Genomic DNA, 12,263 nt, shown 5'->3' on the forward strand with positions numbered 1-12,263 from the left:
ATAAAACACTAATTTTATGGTTTTCCTGAGAGTAAGATGTGCGTACAAATATTTTAGTTGAAGTACTTAGTCGTTACCGCGGGCCACCGAACCCGCCCAATCAGGCAGCACTTCAAGTCCGGCGCGCGGCAACCGAGGCGTTGACTGTGAAAACGCTCATAACCATCAAAAGCGAGCAAAGGAACCATGGCCATCAGCATTGCGAAGATCAAGTTCATACTCTTGAAAAGCGGTTTTTCAGAAATGGCGGACAAGAGCAAGCATAAGGAGTTCATCCACACAAGAACAAGCGAAAGCGTCTACTTGAACAAGGCCGAACCGAAGGTCTACTCACACTTGATCGTGCATCCCAGACATCTGAGCGAACGTACGCAACTGATAAACTCTGGCGTCGGCATCGGCAGCAGTAACGATTTTCTATTTGGCGCCGGTTATAGGGCGTTCCCAGAAAGAATCCGCAACGGCACAAAACCCTGCAAGTACGGCGTTCCGTTTGGATTCGATTCAATAGTGAGCTTGAACGCGTTTCTGGGACACATCTTCCCCTAGACACCGTTTCTTAACGCACCGACCACCCGGCAACTCAGGCCGGGTGTCAGGTACAACCATCTAGAGAGAGACACAATGGCCAAGATCATCGGACGGAATGCCTTCAAACGACGTGGCTTGGAACTGCACATCGGCAAGCTCTTTGCGCTGCGTCGTGAACATCACGACGACTCTTTCTTTGAGCCTAGTGGCGCGATTCGTGGATATGCAAGGGAGTATCTGCGCGCTTGGATCCCGATGTGGGAGGGCTATGAAGCGCCAAGAGCAGCTAAGAAACACTTAAGTGCCACCTTCCTCGGTCATGTTACAGAACGAACTGACTGGGAAAACCCGGAGGAGTTGCTATTTCGTGAGGTCCTTGGAGTCCTTCAAGACGACTACCCGCGCTATTATCTATGCGTGGGAGACGGCGATTTCAGCGAGGCACAAGTGGATGAAATACTTGATGCCTACCCCCTGAGCACCGACGTCGTATGGAAAGAAGCCGACGACAACCTGGCGTTTGATAACGTCTATTTTTTCAGCAAGCCTATTATTTCGAGAGGAGAGATCTGATGCTAAACGTACGAGATTACGTGAATGAGAACAACTGCCTGATCTCAGTCTCCGCAGAATACAGCCCATTTGACGGAAACCTGACTCCGTACCCCTACGTCACAAAAGAGGACAATTTTGCCGTCTCGCTCAGCGGCAAGTCAAACGAGTCCAAGAACCGCGAGTCATTTGAAGAATTCGTCAAACTTCTCGTTAATCCGTCAAAGCATCCGTATGCCAAAGTCCGGTGCAAACCTAACTATCCAGGAGTCAAGATTCAAGGGGGACGTCTCGTGAGGGAGCTTAATTGGGAGCCGCTTCGGCGCAAACTGATCGAGGATGGTTTTGGGTCACTGGTCGGTGAAACCCCATCCAATGTAGTGACCCCGGCGATCGGAGAGGCTATCGGCGCCATCAGTCCGCCAAAGGCGTCGGGGCATCCAACAGACTACTACACCGTCGATCCTTCCCGTAACGACGAGCGCAAGCGGGTTCTCCGCGAGCAGACAACGCGCCCAGGTCAGCAGCGCTTTCGCCAATCGATTATCGACCTCCACGGCGAGGCGGTGTGCGGGATATCCGGATGCCGCGTCGTCGAGGTCGTACAAGCCGCGCACATTATGCCCTACCTCGGCGATGAAGATAATCACGTCGCAAACGGACTGCTGCTGCGAGCGGACTTGCATATTCTGTTCGACCGCGACCTGCTCGGTATCGATCCCGTCACACTCCAAGTCCACCTGGCCCCGACTGTGCAATGCGATCCGGGATACGCAGCGTTCCACGGTATGACGTTGGGAGTGGCGCACGAAGTCTCGCGACCAGCCCTCCAAGAACGGTGGAATTGGTACCGAGAGCAACTCGACCATTGAGCGGACAGCTACTCCAGTTCGGATGGGGTATTCGCCCCGTCCGCAACCATTTCGCGGAACTCGCGGAGAGCGGCAAGGCCGGGGACAACTTGCGCGGCAAACGCATTCCGGAAGCGCCCGGAGTCAGATGATCGAAGCCGTCTTAGGCCGGCCGCCGCAGCGGCCGTTGGCGTGCGCTGCATCAGCCTTGGCCGTGCTTGTTGTAGCCCTGCCGCCCTGCTTACCGAGCTGGGCCGCCATCCATTGGCGACTTCCGAGAAACCCTTCCAGCAAAGCGGGCAGGTAAAGGTCAGCATCCAGCGTCGGGAAATGCAGGCCCAAACCGGAGGGGCTGATCTCGATGTGCGCCAGATCCGCCGGCTGCGCCGCTTCGAGCCCCTGCGCATCCTGCGGGATGAACGACAGCTCGATGCCGGTGGAGAAGGCGATCACCACGCGGCGCAAAGCCTCGTCGTAGCGAGCGGATATCGCGACCGGGTTGGTCTCGCGGCACTGCATGGCACGGACGTTGGCCTGCTCGAATTCTTCAGCATTGACCATGAATTTCGCTCCAGCGGCTGCAGGCCGTAACCAGTACCGCCGCGATTGCGGCCTTAATGCGGGTCAGCTCTTGCCGCGAGAAACCGTAATTTTCACGCAACTCCGGCGGACCATCTGGGCAGTGTAGGTTGTAAACCGCCTCGCAGCCTCCGCCGACGACATGAACGTGCGCGGGCCTATGGTCGTTCGGATAGATCACCACGCGGAGGTGGTCGAGACGCAGGACCGTGGGCATAGCTACAGTCTATCAAGAACCAAAGCACTTGGGTTGATCCCGCGGGTCGAAAATTACGATGGCATGCGAGAAGGTTAGCCACAAAATCGGGACCTTGATCATCGTTCCGGCCACTGGAGGTCGAGGCTTTAGCCGGTCCGGCGTGCAGGCACCACTGATTTTCTTTAAGATCCGGGGAATCGCCACCAGCTGAAGCCTCGACGTCCAGTTGCGGATAGGCCGCTGGCCGGCACGATGATCAAGGCCGCGCAATCAACCGAGGCGGCTTCTCATTTCCGGATGATGATCAGGTCATCCTGACTGGGGACTGTCGCTGGATAGTTCAACCCCGGGTAGGTTGAATCCAGGTAATTGGAGATAAAGCCGTCGAGCCTGATCGTATCGCAAGGGGCCGCGGACAACGGATTGATGAGACACATTCTGAACAGGACAATCAGATCTTCGCGGCTCGGCACCCGGTCCAGCGGGGTGTCGATGGTATAGATGGTGACTTCCGCTTGTCGACCGGCCAGTGCCTGATAAAAACGCGACTCGTGGCAGCACGCGTGCAAGTCCAGATTTGTCCTCGCTTCCTCCCGGCGCCCTGCCGCCTTCTGGAACCCGATACCGATCAGCGCCATCGGCGCCGCGGGCTGGTTGAGGATGATCGCCAGATGCCCCCCGGGCTTCAGCAGGGTGAGTGCCAACCGGATCTTGTCGCGAATATCATCGAGCCCGTTGAAGTGATACAGCACATGCGAGAGTGTCATCAGATCGAATCCCTGAGGATGATCAGTGGACACCCGATACCGGGCGGACGCGTCCCAGGGGCACGCATACACATCGCTAAACTTTTTCGCCAGGACATCGCAACAGCGAGGATTTGGCTCCAGCACCATCAGCTTTTCGGCATAGGGCCGCATCAAGTCCGGCAAATGGCCTTGTCCGGCACCAATATCCAATATGGAAAAGCCGGCGCGATACACGATGGGTAGCGCGCCCTTGTCCTGCAGTTGCCGAACGGCTTCACTATTTTGAAGTGAATGGCGATGAAACAGGGTGAGCGCTTGCTCAAAAACCTCATAATCCAATTGCATCTTATTGGCGGTACCAGCTCAGCAAAGAGAACACTGTGCGGCCTCGATCAAGATTCCGGCCACCTGGGCTCGTCGGGTGCGTAGTCAGGCCATCCTGGCCTGATACCGTCAGGGCTGGAAGCCCTGACTACGCACGCCGCTGGCCGGGATTACGATTAAGGCCCGCGGTGCGGCGGTTAACGCGGCGAGCGGAAGCATTCTGTCAAACAACCGCCTGCGACGACCAGCCTACCCGGGAATTGAAACTGAACTCAGGAGTCAAGTACCGGCGACCGCCCCAGACGACCGTCCGGATGCCGATAGAGGCGGTCCAGTGTCAAACCCGCGGCATCCTGTAACTCGATATCCAGGGGCATCCGCCCCAGCGCATGGGTGGCACAGGAAAGACAGGGGTCATAGGCGCGGATGGCCACCTCGATCTGGTTCAAGAGCGGTTCGGTCAGTTCCCGCCCGCTAAGGTAATCGGCGGCCACCTGGCGGATGGCGGTGTTCATGGCTTGATTGTTGTTGGTCGTGGAGACGATGAGGTTGGCGCGCGTCACCAGTCCGTCGCCGTCGATTTCATAATGATGAAAGAGCGTGCCGCGAGGAGCCTCCACGACACCGATGCCCTTGCTGCGCATCGCCCCGCTCAGACGTAAGTCCGTGCCCTGCAGGTCCGGATCCGCAAGCAGTTCGCGGATCAGCTCGGCACAGTGCAGCAACTCGATCAGCCTGGCCCAGTGGGTGGCGAGCGCCGCCTGGAGCGGGCGGCCCTCGCCGGCGGCGGCGAAGTCCTGGCGTTCCTGCTCGGCCAGCGGGGTGTGGAAGCAGTCGCAATTGTTGACGCGGGCAAGCGGCCCTACCCGGTACCAGCCGCACTCCGGCCCCAGTTGGGTCAGGAAAGGGAACTTCATGTAGCTCCAGTCCTTGACCTCCTCCTGGATCAGTTGCTCGTAATTGTTGCAGTCCTGGTGATCCATGAGCGTGTCGCCCTGCGGGCCACGCACACGCAGACCCCCGTCATAGAGTTCGAAGGCCCCGTCCGGTCGGATCAGGCTCAGGGTGTTGGCGTCCACGGCCCCGAACCGATAGTGATACTCGGGGTTACGCAGGATGATCCGTTTCATCAACTGAACCGCGCCCTCGGCCCAGTTGCACACCTGATCGATATCGGCCTGGAGCAGATCCCGCTCCTGTGCACTCACATGCTTATTGATCCCGCCGGGCAGCGCACCGGTACCGTGAACCCGCTTGCCGGCCGTGATGCGGATCACCTCCTGTCCGAACTTACGCAGCAGCACGCCCTGCTTCGCGATCTCCGGATGATCCTGGATCAGACCGACGATGTTGCGGTGAGCCACCGGGTCGTCGACACCGAACAAGAGGTCCGGGGATGAGAGATGAAAGAAGTTCAGTGCATGCGATTGCAGCACCTGACCCAGATGCATGAGCCGCCGCACTTTCTCGGCGGTCGGCGTGAGCACATCGACGCCAACCAACTGGTCACAGGCCTTGGCCGCCGCCAGGTGATGGCTGACCGGGCAGATACCGCACAGACGCTGAACCAGCACCGGCAACTCCCAATAAGGCCGGCCCTGGATGAACCGCTCGAACCCGCGAAACTCGACGACATGCAGTCGCGCCTGCCGCACCCGGTTGTCGTCATCCAACAACAGGGTGACCTTGCCGTGCCCCTCGACCCGCGTCAGCGGCTCGATGCAGACTCGCTTCAAGGTCTCCGGATGGCGGGCGGTTTCGAGTGAATCGGTCATGGTTAAGCCTGCAGCGCGCTAATCGTAATGAATCTGCGTATAAGGGAACGCGATCGGCTGCCCCGACAGCCAGGCGGTCAGGAAGGTCCAGAGGGTATCCGCGGAAGGCGGACAGCCGGGCAGAACATAATCGACCTTCACGACCTCATGGATGGGATGAACCCGGTCGAGCAGGAGCGGGATTTCCGGGTCGCGCGGAATGCCCGGATGATAGACCCCGACTCCACGCACATAGCTCTCTTCCAGACACTCACGCAGCGCAAGCGCGTTGCGCATCGCCGGAACTCCGCCGTTGACCGCGCAGGCGCCAACCGCCACCAGGGTCCGGCAGTGTCGGCGGAACGCGCGCAGGACCTCCAGATTCTCGGTGTTGGCCACCCCGCCCTCGATCAGGCCCAGGTCGCAGTCGCCGACCGTCTTGATATCCGTCAGTGGCGAGCGGTCGAAGTCGACCAGATCGACCAGTTGCAGGATGCGCTCATCGATGTCCAAGAGCGACGTGTGACAGCCGAAACAGCCGCACAGTGAAGCGGTCGCGACGCGAGGTTTGGCGGACACGTCACTCACCTCCCGGCTGAGCACGCAGGTCCCCGACCACGCTGATCGGCGCCTGATCATAGAGTCGTTGACCGATCGGCTGCTCATAACCGCGATGCTTGGGGAGAATGGCCCCGGTCGGGCAAACCTGGGCGGCGCGGTCGCTCGCGGCGAAGTGCGAGTCACCGAGCAGGCCGCTGGGCGAGTCGATCACCAGATGGCTCGCCAACCCGCGACCGCTGACGGCAAAGACCCGCTTGTGATCATGATCGCGGCTGGCACGCACGCACAGTTCGCACAGAATGCAGCGGTTGAAGTCGATCATGAAATCCGGGTGCGAGGCATCCACCGGACGCTGGGGAAAGAACTGCGGGAAGTGCGGGCTGAGCATCCCGACGTAATAAGCGACCGCCTGAAGCTGGCAACTGCCGCTGCGCTCGCAGGCCGGGCAGACATGATTGCCCTCGACGAAGAGCATCTGCACGATCGAGCGGCGCGTGGATTGAATCGTCTCGGTGTTCGACTCCACCGTCATGCCATCCAGCGCCGCCGTGGTACAGGCGGAGACCAGCCGTCCGCCGACGCCGACCATGCAGACCCGGCAACTGCCATGGGGTGCATAGTCCGGGTTGTGGCACAGGTGCGGGATATAGATACCGGCGGCCAGCGCCGCATCCATGATGGTCTGGCCGGGAGTGAAGGGAATCGGCCTGCCATCGAGACTCAGGGTCGTGCTCATGCCTCTTCCTCCACATGATCCGCGACACCGTCGCGGCCGGTGAGGGCCCGCGCGGACGCCAGTGCGGCATCCAGGTCGAACGACGGGCTGTAGTCGGCGCTGCGCAGACGCCGCCGATAAATCGCGGGGAACTTGTCCAGTGTATTGAGCACATGGTTCGGTGCCGTGTGCCCGAGGCCGCAGTAACTTGTCTGCCGCATCACCGCGCCGATGTCACGCAACTCCTGAAGATCATGGGCGGACGCCTGACCGGCCGCGACCTTCTCCACCAGATTCCGCAACAGTGCCGTACCCACCCGACAGGGCGTGCAGAAGCCGCAGGACTCATGAGCGAAGAAGGCGGCAAAGTTGCGGACCAAGTCCAGCAGGTCGCGCGAACGGTCGAAAATCATGAATGAACCGGCGGTAGGCAGATCCTCGAACGCGAGCAGACGGTCGAATTCAGCCGGCGCCAAGGTGGTCCCGGCCGCGCCGGACACCTGGACCGCCTGCACCTCCTCCGCCCCGCAGTCGGTCAACACCCGATGCACCGGAGTTCCGAAGGGGTATTCGTAGATTCCGGGCCGGGCACAGTCACCGCTGACGGACAAGATCTTGCTGCCGGCCGACTGATCCGTGCCCTCACCGCGCAGCCAGTAACCGCCCCATTGGACCACCCGGGCGGCGGCCAGAAAGGTCTCCACATTGTTGACCACGGTGGGCCGGTCCTGGTAGCCGCTGATCACCGGGAAGGGCGGACGCTTGCGGGTAACGCCGCGCTTACCCTCCAGCGACTCGATCAGGGCCGACTCCTCACCGCAGATGTAGGCTCCGGCGCCCAGATGAATGGCGATATCGAAATCGAAACCCTGCTGGCCGAGGATGTCCTTGCCGAGCAGCCCCTCGGCACGGCGGCGCGCCAGGACCGATTCCAGATGCGGCACCAGATAGCGATACTCGCCGCGCAGGTAGAGGAACCCCAGACGGGCACCGATCACGCCGGCGCACAGGGTCATCCCCTCGAACACCAGATCGGTATAACTGGTCAGCAAAACCCGATCCTTGAAGGTGCCGGGCTCACCCTCATCCGCGTTGCACACAACGAAGCGCGGCACCGTCCGGTCGCCGCCCTCAGCCTCGCGGCAGAAACGCCACTTCAAGGCCGTGGTGAATCCGGCACCGCCGCGCCCGCGCAGACCCGAGCGCTCCAGTTCAGCCAGCGCCGCATCGGCCCCGCCGTCCAGCAACCGGCGCAGACTCGCCCCGTCGGTCGCCGGATTGCTGAGCAGGAGCCCGCGACGGCGGATATTGTCCTCCACCCGGAAGAATGCGCCCGGCCAGCGCTCCAGCGGCACGCCCTCCTCCACCAGGTCGGCGATGCGATCCACCCGCGCCGCGGTCAGCGCGGTCACCGCTTGACCATTGACCAGGAGCGCCGGTCCCTGATCGCACATGCCGGTGCAGGATGTCAGTCCGATCGTCACCCTTCCATCGGCGCGAGGCGCATCCAATCCCAGACCCAGGCGCTCGGCGAGCAGCCCGACCAGTCGCTGGTTGCCGAGCATCCGATCAGTGATATTGTCCGAAAACAGGATATCGAAGTCGCCGCGGGGCTGATCGTGCAGAAAGGCATAAAAAGCGACCGCCCCGCGCACCTGGGCGTGCGCCACGTCCAGTGCCGCGGCCAGGGCATCGACCGCCGTCGGCGGCACCCAGCCGAATTGCTGCTGGACCGCAATCAGGTGCTGGAGCAGATACTCCGGCGCTTGACCATACAAACCGAGCGACCGGGCGACGAAGGCCTGAACTTTCGAGTCGACGGGTTCGCCCATCACAGCCTCCAGTGGTTGCGGAATGCGTCGGCGTACTCAGGCGATCCCCAAGAATAAAGATCCCGACGGCGCACGCCTGCAAGATCCGTAGAGGCTGTAGGGGCGACTTTAGTCGCCCCCACCCGTCGGTAGACCCTTTCCCGGAAATCACCTAATAGAGTATAGAACGCCGGTCGCTCTGGCGCCCGGCGGCGCGTCGGGGGACAATCAGGATTCCGATTCTCCCAGTACGACCGGCACCCCGACCCGATGGACCCAACACAGCTCGATCATCCAGAGAACACAGATCCCCCTGCGGTGCAGATCGTCTCGTTATGGCGCCGACTCGGCGCCCTGCTCTATGACGGCGTCCTGCTGTGGGCGCTGCTGATACTCGCCACCATCTGCCTGATCATCCCCTATGATCTGCTCGCCACCCGACCCTATCCCCGCGCGGACTGGCTGTATCGGACCCTGTTACAGGCGTATCTGCTGGCGGTGATCGCCGGCTTCTACGTCTATTTCTGGACGCACGGCGGGCAGACGCTGGGGATGCGCAGTTGGCGCGTGCGCGTGGTCCGCGCGGACGGCGGACCGCTGAGCGCCGCCGACGCCCTGCGCCGCTTCGCCTGGGCCGCCCTGAGCCTGCTGCCGCTGGGCCTGGGCCTGTGGTGGTGCCTGATCGACCGCGAACATCTGGCCTGGCATGACCGGGCCTCGGGGACACGGCTGTTGCTCGCCCGGCCAAAGGCCGCGAACCGCTCAATCAAATCTGAGCACGATACGGAACGATTGTCTGTTTCTCGTTTTTCGTTGATGTTTCTCAAGCATCAGGTTACGAAAAACAAGGCAAAAAACCAATAACGACGGTTAAACCACAGTATTCGCGCCAAGAGCAGGAGCAAGTCCATGAGTTGGGGAGAAGGCTATGTCACCGAGATCGAGTACGCGACGGGCTATTTCGCCAAACTGGCGCCCCGATTTACGCAAACCGTCCTGACTCTCCAGGGGGTCGAGACCCGCGGCCTGGAGGCCCCGACCTATCTGGAACTGGGTTTCGGCCAAGGCCTGTCACTCAACCTGCACGCGGCAGCCAACCGCGGCGAATGGTGGGGTACGGACTTCAACCCCTGTCATGTGCTGGGCGCCGCGACGCTGGCGCAGGCCGCGGGCGGCGATCTGCATCTGTTGGACGAGAGTTTCGAGCAGTTCGCGCAACGCGAGGACCTGCCGCAGTTCGACATGATCGGGCTGCACGGCATCTGGTCCTGGATCAGCGAGCGCAATATCGACAACATCGTCGCGATCCTCGCGCGCCGGCTGAAGCCGGGCGGCACCGTCTATCTGTCCTACAACAACCTGACCGGCTGGGCCGCCCTGGCGCCCCTGCGGGAACTCCTGGCGCGGCGCCGCATCCTGCTCGGGGCGGCGGCGAACCCGGTGGCCGACATCAAGGACGGACTGCGGTTTGCACAGACCCTGGTCGCGGCTCAGGCCCACTATTTCGAGGCCGTCCCGATTGCCAAGACCTGGCTGGAACAGTTGACGAACCAGGATCCCAACTACCTGGTTCACGAGTATTTCAACGCCAACTGGAAGCTGATGTCCTTTCCCGAAATCCTGGAGCGGCTGGGCGACGCCAAGCTGGGGTTCGCGGGCACCGCCGATCCACTCAAGGCCATCGAGGAAGTAGCCCTATCCGACGAGGCCCGCAACCTGATGGCGGGACTGGCCAACAATCCGACACTGCGCGAAATGGTGCTGGACTATTTCACCCTGACCCACCTGCGCTCGGACTATTTCCAGCGCGGCGTGCGCGGCATCCCGGCCTGCGATCTCAGCGAACGCCTGGGCGCCTTGCGCTTTATCCCCTGCGCTGACCCGAGCGCAACCCCGATGAAGGTCAAGACGCAACGCGGCGAGGTCCCACTGAATGAGGCCCTCTATGCACCGCTGATCGAATTGCTGGTGAAAAACGGCTGCAGCCCGATCACCTTCGCCGAAATCGCCGCGGCGCTGGCCGGTCACGCCAACGAGATCCAACTCCGTAAGATGCTGCTGACGCTGATCGGGACCGACCGCCTGGCCCCGGCCCACCCCGCGGACATCACCACCGCGGTGACCGAGCGGACCAGGCGCCTCAACAGCCATCTCCTGGAACGCGGCGGCAAGTGGTCCGGCGGCAGCCACCTGGCCTCCCCGGTGACTGGCGGGGGCGTGGGTGTGACGGTCCTCGACCAAGCCTTCCTGAACGCCCGGCAGCAAGGTCTGACCACACCCCGTGAATGGGCAGACGAGGTTTTGACCCGCCTGGAGGCCGCCGGCAGGCGCATCGTTCACCAGGGAGAGGAACTCACGGATCGCGACCGGACCCTGGGCTATCTGATCGCCGAGGCTAACAGCCTTGCCGCCGAGCGGCTGCCGATCCTGGCAGGTTTGGGGATCACCTGATCGCCCACAGCGGGGGCAGCCTCAGCCCACCCGCCGCAACAGCAACATCGCCGCACCGACGAACAGGAGCGGCGGGGCCAATGCCGCTGCCAGCGGACTCAGACCATAAATGAGCGCGAGATAGGAAAAGGTGCGACTGATCAGATAATAGACGATGCCGACCATCACCCCGACGAACATCCGTACGCCGGTCCCGCGGCTGCGCGCGGACCCGAGCAGGATGGGGATGGACACCAGAACCATCGAGAGGGTCAGCAAGGGATAGACCACCTTGCCCCAGAAGATCACCTCATAGTTGCCGGCATCCTGCGCGTTGATGCGCATGAAGCGGATGTATTTCCAGAGCCCCCACACCGGCAGGATGCGCGGATCGACGACCACCACCTCGAGGATTCCTGGGTCCAACATGGAATCCCAGCCGGCGTTCGGGAGGCGTTCGATCCGCACCCCCTCCTGACTGACATGACTGCGCGAAATGCCCTCGAGCACCCATTGACCGTCGACATAGCGCGCGCCCTCGGCGTAAGTCGCGATCAGGGTTCCCGCGGTATTGTCGACCCGGTAAGTCGAGATGGCGCGCAGACTGGTACCGGACAGAATCTCGCGGATGTTCACATAGGCGCCGTCGTCGATCGCCCAGAACCCGGAGTCGGTGCTTTGCGCAACCTCACCGGAGAGCGCCGTGCGCTTGAGCTCAAGCCCATGTTGCTCGGCGACCGGAGCCACCACCTCGCCGACGAACATGGCGATCACGGCCAGCACGATGCCGCCCATGACGCCGGCCCAGGCGATGCGCAAAATCGAGATGCCGGCCGCCCGCATCGCCACCAGCTCCGAGCGGTTGGCCAGTGCCCCCAAGCCGAGCAAGGCACCGATCAGGGTCGCGATCGGAAACACCTGGTAGGCATAACGCGGCAGCGCGAGGACCATGAACAGCAGGGCGTCCTGGATGCGATAGCCGGCCGTACCCACTTGCTCCAGCTCATTGGCGAGGATGAAAAATCCCAGCAACGGCAGGAGCACCCCCAAGGTCAGCAGGGTGCCGCCGATCACCGCCCCGGCCAGATAGCGATCGAGAATTCCAGGGATCATGTAAAGCTCAACGCGGTGGTAGACTCAGAGCCCTTAGGATACTCACCCCGATCGCTCAACGCAGACTGATTCAGACCCGATCCGTCCCCCGAGG

13 protein-coding genes are annotated in these 12,263 nt (G+C 61.8%); 5 read left to right on the forward strand and 8 right to left on the reverse strand.

Annotated features, from left to right (window positions below):
• Positions 1–186 precede the first annotated feature (186 nt).
• The 3 genes from QZY03_RS26110 (at position 187) to QZY03_RS26120 (ending at position 1,955) form a co-directional block, all read left to right on the forward strand.
• Entirely contained in the window at positions 187–549 is a 363-nt protein-coding gene (locus tag QZY03_RS26110) for a DUF2002 family protein (RefSeq protein ID WP_295586165.1), read from the forward strand.
• 75 nt (positions 550–624) lie between these two features.
• Positions 625–1,104: a hypothetical protein gene (locus tag QZY03_RS26115; RefSeq protein ID WP_295586167.1), complete on the forward strand. Its 480-nt coding sequence runs from the start codon at positions 625–627 to the stop codon at positions 1,102–1,104.
• 20 nt (positions 1,105–1,124) lie between these two features.
• On the forward strand, positions 1,125–1,955 hold the full coding sequence (locus QZY03_RS26120; RefSeq protein WP_295586170.1) for an HNH endonuclease signature motif containing protein: 831 nt from the start codon (positions 1,125–1,127) through the stop codon (positions 1,953–1,955).
• 123 nt (positions 1,956–2,078) lie between these two features.
• Here QZY03_RS26120 and QZY03_RS26125 read toward each other — a convergent pair whose 3' ends face one another.
• From QZY03_RS26125 to QZY03_RS26155, 7 genes are all read right to left on the reverse strand, one after another.
• Complete coding sequence (locus QZY03_RS26125; protein ID WP_295586172.1) at positions 2,079–2,495, reverse strand: DUF2442 domain-containing protein; 417 nt, start codon at positions 2,493–2,495, stop codon at positions 2,079–2,081.
• On the reverse strand, positions 2,482–2,730 hold the full coding sequence (locus QZY03_RS26130; protein WP_295586175.1) for a DUF4160 domain-containing protein: 249 nt from the start codon (positions 2,728–2,730) through the stop codon (positions 2,482–2,484). The genes QZY03_RS26125 and QZY03_RS26130 overlap by 14 nt, the downstream gene beginning before the upstream one ends.
• 269 nt (positions 2,731–2,999) lie before the next feature.
• Positions 3,000–3,806 (reverse strand): methyltransferase domain-containing protein, encoded by an 807-nt coding sequence (locus QZY03_RS26135; protein WP_295586177.1) that lies wholly within the window; start codon positions 3,804–3,806, stop codon positions 3,000–3,002.
• A gap of 251 nt (positions 3,807–4,057) precedes the next feature.
• Complete coding sequence (locus QZY03_RS26140) at positions 4,058–5,560, reverse strand: Ni/Fe hydrogenase subunit alpha (protein WP_295586179.1); 1,503 nt, start codon at positions 5,558–5,560, stop codon at positions 4,058–4,060.
• Positions 5,561–5,578: 18 nt separating this feature from the next.
• Complete coding sequence (locus tag QZY03_RS26145; protein WP_295586182.1) at positions 5,579–6,118, reverse strand: NADP oxidoreductase; 540 nt, start codon at positions 6,116–6,118, stop codon at positions 5,579–5,581.
• 1 nt (position 6,119) lies between these two features.
• On the reverse strand, positions 6,120–6,836 hold the full coding sequence (locus tag QZY03_RS26150; RefSeq protein ID WP_295586184.1) for a 2Fe-2S iron-sulfur cluster-binding protein: 717 nt from the start codon (positions 6,834–6,836) through the stop codon (positions 6,120–6,122).
• Positions 6,833–8,647, reverse strand: coding sequence for an NAD(P)H-dependent oxidoreductase subunit E (locus QZY03_RS26155; RefSeq protein ID WP_295586187.1), 1,815 nt, complete (start codon positions 8,645–8,647; stop codon positions 6,833–6,835). The genes QZY03_RS26150 and QZY03_RS26155 overlap by 4 nt, the downstream gene beginning before the upstream one ends.
• A gap of 249 nt (positions 8,648–8,896) precedes the next feature.
• Here QZY03_RS26155 and QZY03_RS26160 point away from each other — a divergent pair, with 249 nt between their 5' ends.
• Together QZY03_RS26160 and QZY03_RS26165 are read left to right on the forward strand one after the other, a co-directional pair.
• The gene (locus QZY03_RS26160) at positions 8,897–9,490 is read left to right on the forward strand and encodes an RDD family protein (RefSeq protein ID WP_295586191.1); all 594 of its coding nucleotides are present in this window, start codon (positions 8,897–8,899) and stop codon (positions 9,488–9,490) included.
• Between the two features lie 45 nt (positions 9,491–9,535).
• The gene (locus QZY03_RS26165) at positions 9,536–11,077 is read left to right on the forward strand and encodes a class I SAM-dependent methyltransferase (protein WP_295586194.1); all 1,542 of its coding nucleotides are present in this window, start codon (positions 9,536–9,538) and stop codon (positions 11,075–11,077) included.
• Between the two features lie 21 nt (positions 11,078–11,098).
• On the opposite strand, the gene lptG is transcribed toward QZY03_RS26165, so the two are convergent.
• The gene (gene lptG / locus QZY03_RS26170) at positions 11,099–12,169 is read right to left on the reverse strand and encodes an LPS export ABC transporter permease LptG (protein ID WP_295586196.1); all 1,071 of its coding nucleotides are present in this window, start codon (positions 12,167–12,169) and stop codon (positions 11,099–11,101) included.
• Between the last annotated feature and the right edge of the window lie 94 nt (positions 12,170–12,263).

This window comes from uncultured Lamprocystis sp., assembly GCF_903933125.1.
GTDB lineage: Bacteria > Pseudomonadota > Gammaproteobacteria > Chromatiales > Chromatiaceae > Thiodictyon.